The organism is Calidifontimicrobium sp. SYSU G02091 (assembly GCF_022631395.1).
In the GTDB taxonomy this organism is placed as follows: Bacteria; Pseudomonadota; Gammaproteobacteria; order Burkholderiales; family Burkholderiaceae_C; genus Calidifontimicrobium; species Calidifontimicrobium sediminis.
Genome location: NZ_JALBGB010000011.1, coordinates 1 through 16,616, shown reverse-complemented (window position 1 = coordinate 16,616; position 16,616 = coordinate 1). Strand labels below are relative to the sequence as shown.

12 protein-coding genes are annotated in these 16,616 nt (G+C 72.0%); 7 read left to right on the top strand and 5 right to left on the bottom strand.

The annotated features are described in order from the left end of the window. The first annotated feature begins 78 nt into the window (after positions 1–78). Complete coding sequence (gene purL / locus MOJ79_RS08785; protein ID WP_241923818.1) at positions 79–4,065, top strand: phosphoribosylformylglycinamidine synthase; 3,987 nt, start codon at positions 79–81, stop codon at positions 4,063–4,065. A gap of 15 nt (positions 4,066–4,080) precedes the next feature. Here the strand turns inward: purL and MOJ79_RS08780 are convergent, their stop codons facing one another. Both MOJ79_RS08780 and MOJ79_RS08775 read right to left on the bottom strand, forming a co-directional pair. Next, the gene (locus MOJ79_RS08780) at positions 4,081–5,430 is read right to left on the bottom strand and encodes an FAD-binding oxidoreductase (RefSeq protein ID WP_241923817.1); all 1,350 of its coding nucleotides are present in this window, start codon (positions 5,428–5,430) and stop codon (positions 4,081–4,083) included. Beyond that, positions 5,417–6,652 (bottom strand): class I SAM-dependent methyltransferase, encoded by a 1,236-nt coding sequence (locus MOJ79_RS08775; RefSeq protein ID WP_241923816.1) that lies wholly within the window; start codon positions 6,650–6,652, stop codon positions 5,417–5,419. The genes MOJ79_RS08780 and MOJ79_RS08775 overlap by 14 nt, the downstream gene beginning before the upstream one ends. A 128-nt stretch (positions 6,653–6,780) precedes the next feature. Here MOJ79_RS08775 and MOJ79_RS08770 point away from each other — a divergent pair, with 128 nt between their 5' ends. The 4 genes from MOJ79_RS08770 (at position 6,781) to MOJ79_RS08755 (ending at position 10,911) form a co-directional block, all read left to right on the top strand. Next, complete coding sequence (locus tag MOJ79_RS08770) at positions 6,781–7,380, top strand: isochorismatase family protein (protein ID WP_241923815.1); 600 nt, start codon at positions 6,781–6,783, stop codon at positions 7,378–7,380. Then, positions 7,377–9,167 (top strand): DNA polymerase/3'-5' exonuclease PolX, encoded by a 1,791-nt coding sequence (gene polX / locus MOJ79_RS08765; RefSeq protein WP_241923814.1) that lies wholly within the window; start codon positions 7,377–7,379, stop codon positions 9,165–9,167. Before MOJ79_RS08770 ends, polX begins: the two co-directional genes overlap by 4 nt. Before the next feature lie 79 nt (positions 9,168–9,246). After that, a complete protein-coding gene (locus MOJ79_RS08760; protein WP_241923813.1) occupies positions 9,247–9,792 on the top strand; it encodes an HPF/RaiA family ribosome-associated protein in 546 nt (181 codons plus the stop codon). 9 nt (positions 9,793–9,801) lie between these two features. Then, positions 9,802–10,911, top strand: coding sequence for a CapA family protein (locus tag MOJ79_RS08755; protein WP_241923812.1), 1,110 nt, complete (start codon positions 9,802–9,804; stop codon positions 10,909–10,911). Positions 10,912–10,924: 13 nt separating this feature from the next. Here MOJ79_RS08755 and MOJ79_RS08750 read toward each other — a convergent pair whose 3' ends face one another. Then, entirely contained in the window at positions 10,925–11,392 is a 468-nt protein-coding gene (locus tag MOJ79_RS08750) for a YbhB/YbcL family Raf kinase inhibitor-like protein (RefSeq protein ID WP_241923811.1), read from the bottom strand. Positions 11,393–11,536: 144 nt separating this feature from the next. On the opposite strand from MOJ79_RS08750, the gene MOJ79_RS08745 reads away from it, so the two are divergent. Next, positions 11,537–12,865 (top strand): nicotinate phosphoribosyltransferase, encoded by a 1,329-nt coding sequence (locus MOJ79_RS08745; protein WP_241923810.1) that lies wholly within the window; start codon positions 11,537–11,539, stop codon positions 12,863–12,865. Between the two features lie 58 nt (positions 12,866–12,923). After that, positions 12,924–13,775, top strand: coding sequence for a Gfo/Idh/MocA family oxidoreductase (locus MOJ79_RS08740; RefSeq protein WP_241923809.1), 852 nt, complete (start codon positions 12,924–12,926; stop codon positions 13,773–13,775). A gap of 645 nt (positions 13,776–14,420) precedes the next feature. Here MOJ79_RS08740 and MOJ79_RS08735 read toward each other — a convergent pair. Continuing rightward, a complete protein-coding gene (locus MOJ79_RS08735; protein WP_259374402.1) occupies positions 14,421–15,959 on the bottom strand; it encodes a TniQ family protein in 1,539 nt (512 codons plus the stop codon). A gap of 11 nt (positions 15,960–15,970) precedes the next feature. Then, positions 15,971–16,444: a hypothetical protein gene (locus MOJ79_RS08730; protein ID WP_442863103.1), complete on the bottom strand. Its 474-nt coding sequence runs from the start codon at positions 16,442–16,444 to the stop codon at positions 15,971–15,973. Positions 16,445–16,616 lie beyond the last annotated feature (172 nt).

Sequence of the window (16,616 nt, the reverse complement as noted above, 5' to 3'; positions counted from 1 at the left end):
TAGAATCCCGGGTCTTCGCCGCGGCCAACCCTCCACGCGGGCAGGCCGTTTCCGCCCCGCCCTCGACCCCGGGTTCCGATGCCGTCGCCTTCCCCGCACCTGTTGCACTTCGAGGGCAGCCAAGCGCTGTCCGCGTTCCGCGCCCGCGCGCTGCTCGATCGCATCGCCGCGGTGGTGCCGCGCGTCGCCGGCATCGCCGCGCGGCACGTGCACTGGGTCGCCAGCGACGCACCGCTCGACGCCGCCACACGCGACCGCCTGCAGGCGCTGCTGACCTACGGCGATCCCTATGCCGGCCCGGCCGACGGCGAGCTCGTCGTCGTGATGCCGCGGCTGGGCACCGTCTCGCCGTGGGCGAGCAAGGCCACCGACATCGCGCACAACTGCGGCCTGCCGGTGCACCGCATCGAGCGCGTGACCGAGTTCCACCTGACGCTCAAGGGCGGCCTGCCCGGCGGTGCGAAGCCGCTGTCGGCCACCGAGCGCGAGGCCGTCGCCGCGCTGCTGCACGACCGCATGACGGAGAGCGTCGCGTTCGAGCGCGACGCGGCGCGCCACCTGTTCGATCCGCAGCCGGCGCCGCCGCTGGCGCACGTCGACGTGCTCGCGTACGGCCGCGAGGCGCTGCTCGAAGCCAACGCCGCGTTCGGGCTCGCGCTGTCCGACGACGAGGTCGACTACCTCGTCGACGCCTTCACCCGGCTCGGGCGCAACCCGAGCGACGTCGAGCTGATGATGTTCGCGCAGGCCAACAGCGAGCACTGCCGGCACAAGATCTTCAACGCCGACTTCACGATCGACGGCCAGCGCCAGCCGCACAGCCTGTTCGCGATGATCCGCCACACCGAGCGGGCGAGCCCGCAGCGCACCGTCGTGGCCTACAGCGACAACGCCGCGATCATGGAGGGCGGCCCCGTCGTGCGCTGGCAGCCCGAGGGCTTCACGAACGCGCCGCGGTACGGCGCGCGCGAGGTCACCGCGCACGTGCTGATGAAGGTCGAGACGCACAACCACCCGACCGCGATCAGCCCGTTCCCGGGCGCGGCCACCGGCGCCGGCGGCGAGATCCGCGACGAGGGCGCCACCGGCCGCGGCGCACGGCCGAAGGCGGGGCTGACGGGCTTCTCGGTGTCGAACCTGCACCTGCCCGGCACCGACGAGCCGTGGGAGCGCGACCCCGTCGGCAAGCCCGAGCACATCGCCAGCGCGCTGCAGATCATGATCGACGGGCCTCTGGGCAGCGCCGCGTTCAACAACGAGTTCGGCCGACCCAACCTCGCCGGGTATTTCCGCGTCTACGAGCAGACGGTGGCCGGCGTGCGGCGCGGCTACCACAAGCCGATCATGATCGCCGGCGGCGTCGGCAGCATCGATGCGACGCAGACGCACAAGGTCGCGTTTCCCGCCGGCACGCTGCTCGTGCAGCTCGGCGGGCCGGGGATGCGCATCGGCATGGGCGGCGGTGCCGCGAGCTCGATGGCCGCCGGCACCAACACCGCGGCGCTCGACTTCGACAGCGTGCAGCGCGGCAACCCCGAGATCCAGCGCCGCGCGCAGGAAGTCATCAACCACTGCTGGGCGCTCGGCGACCGCAACCCCATCCTCGCGATCCACGACGTCGGTGCCGGGGGGCTGTCCAACGCGTTCCCCGAGCTCGCCGACGGCGCCGGCCGCGGCGCGCGCTTCGACCTGCGCAAGGTCCCGCTCGAAGAGAGCGGCCTGGCGCCGAAGGAGATCTGGTGCAACGAGAGCCAGGAGCGCTACGTCCTGGCCGTCGACCCGGCGCTGATGCCGCTGTTCGAGCAGATGTGCGCCCGCGAGCGCTGCCCGTTCGCGGTGGTCGGCGTCGCGACCGAGGCGCGTGACCTCGTCGTCGAGGACGGCGCGGGCGGCGAGCGCGTGATCGACATGCCGATGGAGGTGCTGTTCGGCAAGCCGCCGAAGATGCACCGCATCGTCGAGCGCGTCGTGCGCACCGAGGCCGCGCTCGACCTGACCGGCGTGACGCTCGAGCAGGCCGCGTTCGACGTGCTGCGCCACCCGACGGTGGCGAGCAAGCGTTTCCTGATCACGATCGGCGACCGTACGGTGGGCGGGCTCAGCCACCGCGACCCGATGGTGGGGCCGTGGCAGGTGCCGGTGGCGGACTGCGCCGTCACGCTGGCCGACTTCAGCGGCTGCCGCGGCGAGGCGATGGCGATGGGCGAGCGCACGCCGCTGGCGGCGCTCGACGCACCGGCGTCGGGCCGCATGGCGGTGGCCGAAGCGATCACGAACCTGCTCGCCGCGCCGATCGAACTGTCGCGCGTCAAGCTCAGCGCCAACTGGATGGCCGCCTGCGGCGAGCCCGGCGAGGACGCGGCGCTGTACGACACCGTGAAGGCGGTCGGCCTGGAGCTGTGCCCGGCGCTCGGCGTCGGCATCCCGGTCGGCAAGGACAGCCTGTCGATGCGCACGAAGTGGAACGGCGCCGACGGCCCGTGCCAGGTCGTCGCGCCGGTGTCGCTGATCGTCAGCGCCTTCGCGACGCTGCCCGACGTGCGCGGCACGCTGACGCCGCAGCTGCAGCCGGGCGAGACGGTGCTGCTGCTCGTCGACCTCGGCGCCGGCCGCAACCGCCTGGCCGGCTCGATCCTCGCGCAGACGCTCGGCCGCTTCGGCGACGAGGTGCCCGACCTCGACGACCCGCAGCGCCTGAAGGCGCTGGTGGCCGCCGTCAACGAACTGCGCGCCGGCGGCAAGCTGCTCGCCTACCACGACCGCAGCGACGGCGGGCTGTGGGCGTGCGTCTGCGAGATGGCCTTCGCCGGGCACCGCGGCGTGAGCCTCAACGTCGACCTGCTCGTCACCGAGGGCGACGGCATCGGCGACAGCCGCGCCGAGTACGGCGACTCGAAGAACTGGGCCAGCCAGGTGAGCGAGCGGCGCAACGAGCTGACGCTCAAGGCGCTGTTCGCCGAGGAGCTCGGCGCCGTGCTGCAGGTGCGCCGCGACGAGCGCGACGCCGTGATCGCGACGCTGCGCGCGCACGGGCTCGGCCGCTTCACGCACGTGATCGGCGTGCCCAACGACCGCGGCGTCGTCGAGGTCTGGCGCGACACGAAGTGCGTGTTCTCGGCGCCGCTCACCCAACTGCATCAGACGTGGGACGAGGTCAGCTGGCGCATCGCGCGGCTGCGCGACAACCCCGCCTGCGCCGACAGCGAACACACGCTGGCCGGCGCCGCCGACGACCCCGGCCTGCACGTGCACCTGACCTTCGACCCCGCCGACGACGTCACCGCGCCGTTCGTGCACCTCGCGCGGCCGAAGATCGCGATCCTGCGCGAGCAGGGCGTCAACTCGCAGGTCGAGATGAGCTATGCGATGCACGCCGCCGGCTTCGACACCTTCGACGTGCACATGAGCGACCTGCAGGCCGGTCGCGCGCGGCTCGACCAGTTTCAGGGTTTCGTCGCCTGCGGCGGCTTCAGCTACGGCGACACGCTCGGCGCCGGCGAGGGCTGGGCGCGCTCGATCCTGTTCAACCCGGCGCTGGCCGACCAGTTCGCGGCGTTCTTCCAGCGCCCCGACACGATCGCGCTCGGCGTGTGCAACGGCTGCCAGATGATGGCCGCGCTCGCGCCGATCATCCCCGGCGCCGACGCGTGGCCCAAGTTCACGCGCAACGCCAGCGAGCAGTTCGAGGCGCGGCTGAGCCTCGTCGAGGTGCTCGCGAGCCCGTCGGTCTTCTTCACCGGCATGGCCGGCAGCCGGCTGCCGATCGCGGTCGCGCATGGCGAGGGCCGCGCCGACTTCTCGCAGCGCGGCGACGCGCAGCGCGTCGCGCGTGCGCTGCGCTTCGTCGACCACCACGGCCGGCCGACCGAGGTCTACCCGTACAACCCCAACGGCAGCCCCGACGGCCTGACGGGGGTGACGACGCCCGACGGGCGCTTCACCGCGCTGATGCCACACCCCGAGCGCGTGTTCCGCCAGGCCCAGCTGAGCTGGTCGGCCGCCGGCGCCGACGGCTTCAGTCCGTGGATGCGCATGTTCCGCAACGCGCGCGCGGCGCTGGGCTGACGCCGGCGCCGCGCATCAGCGCCGGCCGACGACCTTGTCGTACAGGTCGAGCGCGCGGTGCTGCGGGTCGTAGCGCGCCTTCAGCGCGCGGTAGCGCTCCATCGCGTAGGCGCGGTCGAACTCGTCGCGCGGGAAGTAGCTCTCGGAATACAGCGACTTGATGCCGCCGAGCTCGATCACCTTGCGCTCGACGAGGCGGTTGAAGTGCCCCGGCGGGTGCGGCTCGCGCGCGTTGACGACGTCCCAGAAGCCGAAGTTGACGTAGCGCACGCCGGGTGTCAGCGGGTACAGCGTGAACGTGTGCGCCGGATCGGCCGGGCGGATCGGGCAGACCCACACCGGGACGATGCCGATCTCGGCGAGCAGGAAGTCGAGGAACTCGGCCGCGCGCGGCAGCGGAATGTCGACGTCCTGGATCACCGACTCGGGGTGCACGCCGCGCAGCCGCGCCCACGCGCGCGTGAAGCCGAAGCGGCTGTTGAAGCGCATGATCCTGGTGTAGGTGCGCGAGTTCAGCCGTTCGCGCCCGAGCAGGCGGCGCACCAGCGGGTGCTGCGCGCCGACGTTCTTCGAGCACCAGAACCAGTCGGTGTCCCAGCGCCAGAGGTAGCCGCGCGCGGTGAGGTAATCGACCGGCGTCGTCTTCAGCGAGCGCCAGTAGATGCGCTCGAACGTGTAGTCGCTCGCGTGCGGCGCGTCGTCGACGAAGCGACCGACGCTGAGCACGTGGTCGCCGCGGCCGAAGACGACGCCGTCGACGAAGTCCGACGCCGGGTCGGCGCACGCGGCGTCGAGCGCGGCGAAGAACGCCGCGGCGTCGGCGAACGGGCGGTGCTCGACGCGCACGAAGCGCCTGACCGGCCGCGTGCGCGCCTTCAGCCGCAGCGCGTAGCCGAGCGTGCCGTACGAGTTCGGGAAGCCGTAGAACAGGTCGCGGTGCTCGTTGTCGGGGGTCGCGACGACGATGTCGCCGCCGGGCAGCAGCACCTCGATCTCGAGCAGCGTGTCGTGCACCAGGCCCTCGCGGAACGACGTGGCCTCGATGCCGACGCCGGCCGCGGCACCGCCGATCGTGATCGTCTTGAGCTGCGGCACCACCGCCGGCATCTGGCCGACCGCCAGCGTCGCGTCGGCCAGCGCCTCGTAGGTACACAGGCCCTCGACGTCGACCCACCCGCTCGTGGTGTCGATGCGCAGCACGTGGTGGAACTCGCCGAGGTCCAGCCGCTGCTTGCGTCCCTCGGTGCGGTCGCGAAACAGGTTCGACGTGCGCTTGGCCAGCCCGAGCGGCGCCGAGGGCTGCGCGGCGGCGAGCACCGCGCGCAGGCGGTCCAGGCGCGCGGCATGGTCGTCAGCGGCCGCCATCGCCGGCGTCGTCGCGGTACAGGTGCGCGCGGCTCATCGGGTAGCTGTCGCGCGTGACGTTGCCCTTGCTGAACACGATCTGCCACAGGTGCGTGTAGCCGGTGGGCGCGCGGAACATCTCGGCGCAGCCGACGAGGTAGGTGCGCCAGATGCGGCGGAAGCGCTCGTCGAAACGCTGCGGGTCGAGCGCCTGGATCTGCGGCCAGTGGCGCTCGAAGCGCTCGGCCCACGCGTCGAGCGTCGGCGCGTAGTGGCGGCGCAGGTTCTCGATGTCGACGACCTCGAGGCCACAGCGCTCCATCTCGACGATCACGTCGGCGAGGCTCGGGATCCACCCGCCGGGAAAGACGTGCTTGCGGATGAACAGCTCGGTGTCGTAGCGCCCGACGTGGCCGATGAAGTGCAGCATCCCGAGCCCGCCGGGCTTGAGGAAGTCGGCGTGCGCGCGGATCACCTCGGCGAGCTGGTCGCGCCCGGCGTGCTCGAGCACGCCGATCGAGACGACCTTGTCGTATTGGCCGTCGACGTCGCGGAAGTCGGCCTCGCGCACCGCGAGCCGGTCGGCGAGACCGCGGCGCGCGATCTCGGCGCGCAGCCAGTCGACCTGCTCCGTCGTCGTGTTGACGCCGGTGCCGAGCGCGCCCACCGTCTCCCACGCGCGGAACATGAAGCCGCCGAAGCCGCAGCCGATGTCGACGTAGCGCTCGCCAGGGCCGAGGCGGATCTTGCGGATCACGTGGTCGATCTTGTTGCGCTGCGCCTCCTCGAGCGTCGCGGTGCCTTCGCGCCAGTAGGCGCAGGTGTACATCTTCAGCGGGTCGTCGAGCCACAGGCGGTAGAACGCCTCGCCGAGGCCGTAGTGGAAGCGCGCGTTGGCCTTGGCCTGCGCCGGGTCGCGGTTCGAGTGGCGCAGCTCGTGCAGGCGGTTCTCGGCGCCGAGCAGCGGGTTGGTGCCGCGCGACAGGTCGCTCGCGAGCCCGACCGCCATCGCGGCGTGGAAGCTGCCGTCGACGTCGACCTCACGGTCGAAGTAGGCCTCGAGCAGCCCGATGTGGCCGCGCGCCAGCGTGGCCAGCACGGCGGCTTCGGTGCGCAGGTGCAGCGTGAACGCCGGCGCGCCGTGGCCGCACGCGTGGCGCGCGCCGTCGGGCAGCGTGACCGCGAAGGGATGGGGCGCGTGCGCGCCCAGCGCATCGACGACGGCCTGGATCGACAGCGGCACGGGCTCTCCCGACGGTGGCGGTGCACGCAGTGTAGGCAACCGACGATGCGCTTGCGGCTTGCGTTGCATCAAGGCGCGCGCGGCCGGCCTTGCGCACGCTCGCGGCATCGCCCCGCGAGCGCACACCGATGACGTCTCCGTCTCCCGTACCCGCTGTTGGCGCCGGCGACGCGCTGCTCGTCGTCGACGTGCAGAACGACTTCCTGCCCGGCGGCAGCCTGGCGGTGCCGGCGGGCGATGCCGTGCTGCCGGCCATCGGGCGTGCGCTGCAGCGCTTCGCCGCGCTCGCGCTGCCGGTGTTCGCATCGCGCGACTGGCACCCGGCCGATCACTGCTCGTTCCAAGCGCAGGGCGGCCCTTGGCCGCCGCACTGCGTGGCCGGCACGCCGGGCGCCGACTTTCCCGCCGCGCTGCGGCTGCCTGCCGACGCGGTCGTGATCTCGAAGGCGACGACGCCCGCGCGCGACGCGTACTCGGCGTTCGACGGCACCGACTTGCACGCGCGGCTGCAGGCGCTGGGCGTGCGGCGCCTCATCGTCTGCGGGCTGGCGACCGACTACTGCGTGCAGGCGAGCGTGCTCGATGCGCTGGCGCTGGGCTACGCCGTCGTCGTGCTGCGCGACGGCGTCGCGGCGGTCGACGTGCAGCCGGGCGACGGCGAGCGCGCGCTGGCCGCGATGCAGCAGCGCGGCGCCGTCGTCGTCGCCGCGGCCGACGTGCTGCCGTGACCCGCCGCACGCCGGCCCCGCCGCCGGCCGTGCCGGCGGTGACGAACGCCGAGGTCGCCGCGGTGTTCGACGAGATCGCCGACTTGCTCGAGGTCGAGGACGCGAACCCGTTTCGCATCCGCGCGTACCGCAACGCGTCACGCACCGTCAGCGGCCTGGGCCGGCCGCTGGCCGAACTGGTCGCGCAGGGCGCCGATCTGGACGCGCTGCCCGGCATCGGCGCCGATTTGGCAGGCAAGATCGCCGAGATCGTCGGCACCGGCCGCTGCGCGCTCCTCGAGCGGCTGCGCGGCGAGCTGCCGCCGGGCATCACGGCGCTGCTGAAAGTGCCCGGGCTCGGGCCGAAGCGCGTGCGTGCGCTGCACCACGAGCTCGGCGTGCACACCGTCGACGACCTCGCCGCCGCCGCACGCGCCGGCCGCATCCGCGCGATCCCCGGCTTCGGGCCGAAGACGGAGCAGGCGATCGTGCAGGCGCTCGCCGCGCCGGCGGCCACGGCCCCGCGGGCGGACACCGGGCGGGTGTCGATCGCGCTGGCCGAGCCCATCGCCGACGCGCTCGTCGCCGCACTCGCCGCGGTGCCGGGCGTCGAGCGCGTCGTGCCCGCCGGCAGCCTGCGCCGGCGGCGCGACACCGTCGGCGACCTCGACCTGCTCGTGACGGTGCGCGGGCGCAGCGGCGTGATGGAGCGCTTCACGACGCTGCCGCAGGTGCGGCAGGTGCTCGCGAAGGGCCGCACGCGCGCGAGCGTCGTGCTCGCCAGCGGCCTGCAGGTGGACCTGCGCGTCGTGCCGGCGGCCGAGTTTGGCGCTGCGCTCGTCTACTTCACCGGCTCGAAGGCGCACAACATCGCGCTGCGCCGGCTCGCGCAGGCGCGCGGGCTGAAGATCAACGAGTACGGCGTGTTCCGCGGCGAAGAGCGCGTGGCCGGCGACACCGAGGCCTCGGTCTACGCCGCGGTCGGCCTGCCGTTCATCGCCCCCGAGCTGCGCGAGGACCGCGGCGAGATCGAAGCGGCGCAGGCCGCTCGGCTGCCGAAGCTCGTCGAGCTCGCCGACCTGCGCGGCGACCTGCACGTGCACACGACCGACAGCGACGGCCGCGACACTCTCGAGGCGATGGCCGCCGCGGCGCAGGCGCGCGGCTTCGAGTACCTCGCGATCACCGACCACTCGGCGCGCCTGGCGGTGGCGCGCGGGCTCGACGCGAAGCGGCTCGAGGCGCAGATCGGGCGCATCGACCGCCTGAACGAGAGGCTGCGCGCGCAGAAGGCGCGGCTCGTGCTGCTCAAGGGGATCGAGGTCGACATCCTCGCCGACGGGCGGCTCGACCTGCCCGACGAGATCCTGCAGCGGCTCGACCTCGTCGTCGGCGCGCTGCACTCGCGGCTGAACCTGCCGCGCGACAGGCAGACCGACCGCGTGCTGCGCGCGATGGATGCGCGCTGCTTCACGATCCTCGCGCACCCGACGGCGCGGCTGCTCGGTGAGCGCGGGCCGGTCGAGCTGGACCTGCCGCGCGTGCTGCGCCACGCGAGGCAGCGCGGCTGCTTCGTCGAGCTGAACGCGCAGCCGCAGCGGCTCGACCTCGACGACACCGCGTGCCGGCTCGCGAAGGACGAGGGCGTGCTCGTCGCGATCGACTCCGACGCGCACGCGACGGCCGACTTCGACACGCTGCGCCACGGCGTCGGGCAGGCACGGCGCGGCTGGCTCGAGGCGTCAGACGTGCTCAACACGCGGCCGCTCGCGCAGCTGCGGCCGCTGCTCGCGCGCACGATGCGCTGAGCGCCGGTCTTGACGAATGTCAGGTCACGGGCGCCCGCACCGCGGCAGACTGGGTGGCACTGGCACAGGAGAGACCGCGATGAAAGTTCCGCCCCAGATCGTCTTCCACGGCCTCGAGCGCTCCGACGCGCTCGAGACGGCGGTGCGCGACAAGATCGCGCACCTCGAGCACCTCAGCGGCGACGTCGTGTCTTGCCGCGTCGTGATCGATCTCGAGCAGAAGCACAAGCACCAGGGCCACCCGTTCGGCGTGCGCATCGACCTGACGCTGCCCGGGCGCGAGCTCGTCGTCGACCGCGTGCAGCACGAGGACGTCTACGTCGCGCTGCGCGACGCGTTCGACGCGATGAAGCGCCGGCTGCAGGACGCCGTGCACCAGCGCCGCGGCGACGAGAAGCAGCACGCGCGCGAGTTGCACGGCGAAGTCGTGCGCCTCGACGCCGAAGGCGGCTTCGGCTTCATCCGCACGCCCGACGGCGAGGAGTACTACTTCAGTCGCGACAACGTCGCCGGTGGTCATTTCGACCGCGTCGACGTCGGCACCGCGGTGCAGTTCGTCGCCGAGCCGGCGGGCGAGGGCCTGCAGGCCAAGCGCGTGAGCCTCGGGCGCCACCACACCCCCTGAACCGGGCCGATGACGCCCGACGGCACCGTCACGCTGCTGCTCGCCGGCGACGTGATGACGGGCCGTGGCGTCGATCAGGCATTGCGCCACCACGCGCCGCCGCAGCTGTACGAGCCGGTCGTCGACGACGCGCGCGAGTACCTGCGGCTCGCCGAGGCGGCGAACGGCCCGGTCGGTGCGCCGCTGGCGCCGCACGAGCCGTGGGGTGCCGCGCGCGCGCAGTTCCTCGCGCCGGACGTCGACGCGCGCGTCGTCAACCTCGAGACCGCCGTCACCGCCGGCGGCGCGCCGTGGCCGCGCAAGGGCATTCACTACCGCATGCACCCGGCCAACGTCGACGTGCTGACGGCCGCGCACGTCGACGTCTGCACGGTCGCGAACAACCACGTGCTCGACTGGGGCCGCGACGCGCTGCGCGAGACGCTCGCTGCGCTGCACGCCGCCGGCATCGCGACGGTGGGGGCGGGGGCCGACGCCGACGCGGCGTGGCGCCCGGCCGCGATCGACCTCGGCAGCGGGCGCCGGCTGCTGGTGTTCGGCCTCGCGACCGACGACAGCGGCGTGCCCGCCGACTGGGCCGCTGCCGGGCACCGCGCCGGCGTCGCCCGCTTGCCCGACCTCTCGCCGTCGTCGGCGCAGCGTGTCGCCGAATGCGTGCAGCGGCACCGCCGTGCGGGCGATCTCGTCGTCGTCTCGATCCACTGGGGCGGCAACTGGGTGCCGGCCGTGCCGCAGGCGCAGCGCGACTTCGCGCGCCGGCTCGTCGACATCGGGGTGGCCGACGTCGTGCACGGCCACTCGGCGCACCACCCGCTGCCGGTCGAGCTGTACGCCGGCCACGCGATCCTGCACGGCTGCGGCGACCTGATCAACGACTACGAAGGCATCGGCGACCGCGGTCCCTGGCGCCACGATGTCGCGCTGCTGTGGCGGCTGCGGCTCGACACGGCTTCGGGGCGGCTGCGGCGGCTCGACGCGTGGCCGCTGCAACGCCGGCGGCTGCGCCTGCAGCCGGCCGACGCCGATGCCGTCGACGCGCTGCGCCGGCTGCTGCAGCCCGACGCCGCCGCCGGCTGGCGCCACGGCGCCGACGGCGGCTGGACACTCGCACCGGCCTGACGAGAGCGCGAGTTCAGCGCGCGCGGCGCGCGTAGGTGCCGACCAGTTCGGCGGTCGCGAGCACGTGGCCGTGCATCGCGTGGCGCAGTGCCGCGGCGGTCGGCGCGGCGAGCGCGGGCAGCCGCACGTCGAGCGCGTGCAGCCGGAACACGTAGCGGTGGCGGCCGACCGGCGGACTCGGGCCGTCCCAGCCGCGGCGGTGCCAGTCGTTGAGGCCTTCGCGGGAGCCCGCCGGCAGCGGCGTGCCGCCTTCGGGCAGGCCGGTCGCGTCGGGCGGCAGGTCGTACAGCACCCAGTGCACCCACGGCTTGACCGGCGCGGCCGGGTCGGGCGCGTCGGGGTCTTCGACGATCAGCGCCAGGCTCTGCGCGCCCGGTGGCACGTCGTGGAACACGAGCGCCGGCGCGACGTCGGCACCGTCGGCGGTGTGGCGCACGGGAATCGGGCCATTCGGCTCGAAAGCGGGGGAGGTCAGTCGCATGGTGGCCCCTCTGGGTGGCACCTCGTCGCGGGCGCCGTGGCCCGGCGCCCCGGGGCGCAGCATGCCCGGCCGCGCGGCGCCGGCTTTGCGTCAGCGCAAAGCGGGATAGCATCGACCGCGTGTGACGGCCCCGCCGCTTGCCCGATGACGGCCCTGCTGACCGACCTGTACCAGCTGACGATGCTGCAGGCCTACCTCGACGAAGGCATGCAGCAAGAGGCAACGTTCGAGCTGTTCGTGCGCAAGCTGCCTGCGCAGCGCAACTTCCTCGTCGCCGCCGGGCTCGAGCAGGCGCTGCAGTTCCTCGAGACGCTGGCCTTCACCGACGACGAGATCGCGTGGGTCGAGCGGCAGGGCGGCTTCAGGCCCGCGCTGCTCGACCACCTGCGCACGCTGCGCTTCACCGGCGACGTGCACGCGATGCCCGAGGGCACGGTGTTCTTTGCCGACGAGCCGATCCTGCGCGTGACGGCGCCGCTGCCGCTGGCCCAGCTCGTCGAGTCGCGGCTGCTCAACCTCGTCCACTTCCAGACGCTGATCGCGTCGAAGGCCGCGCGCGTCGTGCTGGCCGCGCCCGCCAAGCTGCTGATCGACTTCGGCATGCGGCGCGCGCACGGCGCCGAAGCGGCGCTGTTCGCCGCGCGCGCGGCCTACCTGGCCGGCTTCGACGGCACCGCGACCGCCGAGGCGGCGCGCCGGTATGGCCTCCCGGCCTTCGGCACGATGGCGCACTCGTTCGTGCAGGCACACGCGAGCGAGGCCGACGCGTTCGTCGCGTTCGCGCGCTCGCGCCCGCAGCGCCCGACGCTGCTCGTCGACACCTACGACCCGCTGCAGGGCGTGCAGCGCGTGATCGATCTCGCGCCGCGGCTGGCCGCCGAGGGCATCGAGATCGGCGGCATCCGCCTCGACAGCGGCGACATGGCGGCGCAGGCGAGGGCGGGGCGAGCGATGCTCGACGCCGCGGGGCTGCGAGGCGTGCGCATCTTCGCGAGCGGCAACCTCGACGAGTGGCGCGTCGCCGAGCTGCTCGCCGCGGGCGCGCCGATCGACGGCTTCGGCATCGGCACCGCGCTCGACACGTCGTCGGACGCACCGTCGCTCGACGCCGTCTACAAGCTGCAGGTCTACGCCGGCGTCGCGCGGCGCAAGCGCTCGGCCGGCAAGGCGACGTGGCCCGGCGTCAAGCAGGTCGTGCGCCGTTTCGACGCCCATGGCCGCATGCTCGCCGACCGCGTGCAGCTCGAAGGCGAGCCGCTCGACGGCGAGCCGCTGCTGCAGCCGGTGATGCGCGGCGGCCGGCGCGTCGGCGCGGCGCCGACGCTCGCCGACGCCCGCAGGCGCTGCACCGAGCAGCTGCGCGCGCTGCCCGAGCCGCTGCGCGGCCTCGACCCGGTGGCCGACGCGTATCCGGTCGAGATCTCGGCCGGCTTGCATGCGCTCGCGGCCGCGGTCGACGCCGCCACGCGCTGAGACCGGCGGTGACACTCCGGCGATGGGCGGGCCCCGCGCAATGAAGGCGCACGACGCGATGACCGGAACCGCGACACGTCTGCAGGCCGCCGTCGTCGGCCTCGGCCGGCTCGGCACCGCGTGCGCGCTCGCGCTGCTCGACGACCCCGAGCTCGCGCTCGCCGGCATCGTCCGCCGCGCCGACGCCCCGGCGCACGCGCCCGGGCGGCTGCAGCGCACCGCCGTCGTCGGCCACGTGCGCGAACTGCCGGCGGTCGACGTTGTGCTGGTGTGCGTACCCGCCGGCGATGCGACCGATGTCGCCCTCGCGCTGTTGCAGCAGCGGCTGCCGGTCGTCGAGTGCGCCGCGCTCGACGGCGCCGCCCTGATGCGGCATCACCAAGTGCTCGACGACGCGGCGCGCCGGCACCGCACGTCGGCCGTCGTCGGCGCCGGCTGGAACCCGGGGGCGTGGTCGGCTTTCGTCGCGTCGTTCGAGCGAATGATCCCGCGCGGCCAGACGGTGCAGCAGCGCCACCCGGGCACCGCGCTGCATCACAGCGCGGCCGCGGCGGCGATCGACGGCGTGCGGGCGGCGCTCGAAGCCGAGGTCGCCGGCACGCGCTATGTCTACGTCGAGCTCGAGCGCGGCGCGCGCCTCGACGCGGTGCGCGAGCGCCTCGCCGCCGATCCGCTGTTCGTCGGCGTACCGACGCAGGTGTTCGCGGTCGACGACGCCGGTGCGCTCGAGGACCGCGAGCACCAAGGCGTCGTCCTCGAGCGGCTCGGCACCGCCGCCAGCGGCCACCACGCGAGCCTGCTGCTCGAAGCGCGGTTCGACCTGCACGACTTCGCGGCGCGCGCGATGCTCGACGCGGCGCGGCAGGTACGGGGCCTGCCGCACGGCGCACACCGATACGCGCTATGGTGACTTCAGGACCCTGACAACGGGAGTCTCGGAAAATCAAGAGCTTGGCGCGGTCCAAATTTTGAGTTGCAAGCTGACCGATGCAACCGGGCGCCGCTTTGCAAGACAAAAAATGCAACTTGCAGCAGCGGCTCTAAGTGCTTGCTGGGCCGGGGATTTTTTGGACCCGTAGACGGCGCCGGGCAGCCGACAAGTCACCCGTCGACGGTAGACTACGGCTCATGGTAGGCGACGGGGACGAAGTGGAGGAACAGGACACGGAGCCTGCGGCCATCGGGCCGCAGACTGGCAAGGTCGTCTTGCTAGGACCCGAGGGTCGATTCGGCTACGTATCTGACGCGAGCGGTGCGCGCAGCTACCTCTACGTCGTCGGCTTGGCTATCAGCAACCGTGAAGCTGCGAAACTGCGTGTGGGCACGAATGTGCAGTTCCACGCAGCAGGGTCGTGTCGAGAACCTAACGCTCGTCTGAGCCTGGCGGCCTGAACCGGGCAGCGTGCGTCAATGGTCTCGGCCGGTTGACGAGACGGGCCAGGCGTCACGGCGCGTTTGCGTTTTCAATCAGGCTTGAGCGAGGCCTTGCGCGGGCCCCGTCGCCGGGGACCCATGTCAGAGGTCTGCATGTGATGCGTCTCTTCGGAGCAGCCGGCTAAGCCGTAGCGGTGGAGGCAGAGGCAGAAGTCGGGCTCGACACGCCGTTGGAGAGCTGCTCGAGTCGTGCGACGTCTACCATCAGGTCGCACAGGCGGCACGGAGGCGGCCAATCGAACGCCGCCAAGCTCCCACCCGCAATTTGCGCGACAGCCCATGCTACGGCTGCCGCATCCATGCCAAACCGGGCCCCTTCCGAGAGTGGTACGGCCTGGGCGTCCCGCGGTGTCGAAGACGACATTGCCGACCGAATCCGGGACACCAGCATGCCGAAGGACTCCGGTTCGACACCGAGCAGAGTTCCATCCTCGGTGACCAGACCAGTCAGCAGTTTCAGGTGCACAAGCGACGCCGTTAGGCCGGGCCAGCCAAGAACCCCGTCGAGCATCTCCGGCTTGCATACTGACTCGACGTGTCGCTGCAGGGCGAGCACCTCGTCCATGTCGTGGCCCTGTCCCCGACTGGCCTTATGGAGCCCGTGACGCGCGCTCAGTTGGCTGAGCACGTGAAGGTCCACGCCCAGAAACTGCGCCACGTCATTCACATTCGCCAGCCTTGGTGGCCTCCCGTTGTAGAGCTCGGCAGCACTCTTCGGGCACTTGCGCAAGTCGCCGAAACACAGCAGACCGGCGGCCTCGCCGTCCATCTCAACCATCTGGGCGGCGCCCATGATGAGAACCCGCGTCGCTTCTTCGGGCAGGAGGTTTGCGCCAGGCCAGCGCTCGACGACGATGGAACGCAGCCGGGAGCTGTCGATGCGAGGACCTACCATGGCACTCCCAAGTCTTTCCAAGGCCATGATGCGGTCGGCCACAGGCAAGTGATGAAGGGGACCGGTCAACCCATGGTATGTGGTGCAACCGGGTCCCGGAAGCACGCACAGCCGTAGAAGCTTCGACAGGTCGAGCTGGTCGATGGGCGCCGTCGCGTCGGCGTCGCCCATCCGAACCATGGACGGTGACTGAACGAGGTTTGCCACCTGGAGCGCCGCATCGCTCACCCCATGTGCTCGCGCTTTACTCAGGTTCGCGCCGCAACGCTGGCAGCACTTCAGTCGCGTGCGGGTGTGGCGCAACGGCTCTGCGCAATACGGACAGTGTTCGAGCAGAGCGGTACCGTGCGCGACACAGACGGGCGCCTGGACGAACTCCCAGCTCAGCTTTGCATAGCCAGACTCCTCGAGGCATGCAGGACAAACCGCCTGCCGCGGTGCAATGCGCGCGGACGATTCCCAGACGTGATGCTCGGACACCAAGTAGGCCGGATATTGACGCTCCAGGTAGCGCGACTCGAGCTCCCCGTCCGCAAGGCCGGTCAACCACTCCACTGCGCGCAGGGCCGCCCGACTGTGCACCAGGTCTCGGACATCGTTAAGCGTCTTTCCAGACACCTGCGCCAGGAGCTGCAACATGTGACGCATGGACGCAGCCCGATTCGCCTCGGCATGACGTTGTACGAAGCTGACCACCGACTCGTCCGGCATCAAGCGAAAACGGATGAGCAGCCGTGGCACTCCGTGGGCCGCAGCGGACCTCATGACGAAGCCCTCTACCGGCCACGCTGCGCCTGCATCTGCGACAGCAGCGCCTCGACAGTCTCGCGGGACATCAGGAAGGGGTTGTGCGTGTCCTGACGCTTGTCCCGCGGCGCGACTTCTCGGTAGGCCGCGCGGAAGTTGTCCAGACTAACCGTCGTTTGGCGAGCTGCTGCCCCCAGCTCGCACGCACTGCGGACCATGTTGACGACGCTGCCGAAGCGGCATTCGCAGGCCAGCAGCAGGCGCAGGAGCATGTCCGGTGAGCTAAGGTCGCATGACGGCTCACAGGGCAGAACCTGGTTCATAGCCAGCAGCAGCTTACGCATGTCTTCCACGTCCTGGCGTGAAGTCACCCGTGGGTCCTCCAGAAACACCCGACGCTCGAAGCGCTGCCGCAGCTCAGGGTGACCGTCCAGGGAGTCCTCCAGCCCATTGATGCCCATCGCGATGACCGGCTTGGACAGGGAGTTCACGAGCGTCTTCATGGTCAGCGACATCCGCACCAGCTCCGCTTCGCTCTTGGCGGCAAACGCGTTGTGCAACTCGTCGAACGCGAAGCCGCAAACTGACCTTGCCCTCGAAAACCGGATCCCTTGCTGAGTGATTCAATCCAAGCAAGGAGAACGTGAAGTGACGAAGGCAACGAGAGCGCGGTAC

Bases quoted from the DNA above. Each gene is read 5' to 3' on its own strand.
- purL (WP_241923818.1), top strand. From the start codon at position 79: ATGCCGTCGCCTTCCCCGCACCTGTTGCACTTCGAGGGCAGCCAAGCG.
- MOJ79_RS08780 (WP_241923817.1), bottom strand. From the start codon at position 5,430: ATGGCGGCCGCTGACGACCATGCCGCGCGCCTGGACCGCCTGCGCGCG.
- MOJ79_RS08770 (WP_241923815.1), top strand. From the start codon at position 6,781: ATGACGTCTCCGTCTCCCGTACCCGCTGTTGGCGCCGGCGACGCGCTG.
- MOJ79_RS08760 (WP_241923813.1), top strand. From the start codon at position 9,247: ATGAAAGTTCCGCCCCAGATCGTCTTCCACGGCCTCGAGCGCTCCGAC.
- MOJ79_RS08755 (WP_241923812.1), top strand. From the start codon at position 9,802: ATGACGCCCGACGGCACCGTCACGCTGCTGCTCGCCGGCGACGTGATG.
- MOJ79_RS08750 (WP_241923811.1), bottom strand. From the start codon at position 11,392: ATGCGACTGACCTCCCCCGCTTTCGAGCCGAATGGCCCGATTCCCGTG.
- MOJ79_RS08745 (WP_241923810.1), top strand. From the start codon at position 11,537: ATGACGGCCCTGCTGACCGACCTGTACCAGCTGACGATGCTGCAGGCC.
- MOJ79_RS08740 (WP_241923809.1), top strand. From the start codon at position 12,924: ATGACCGGAACCGCGACACGTCTGCAGGCCGCCGTCGTCGGCCTCGGC.
- MOJ79_RS08735 (WP_259374402.1), bottom strand. From the start codon at position 15,959: ATGAGGTCCGCTGCGGCCCACGGAGTGCCACGGCTGCTCATCCGTTTT.
- MOJ79_RS08730 (WP_442863103.1), bottom strand. From the start codon at position 16,444: ATGAAGACGCTCGTGAACTCCCTGTCCAAGCCGGTCATCGCGATGGGC.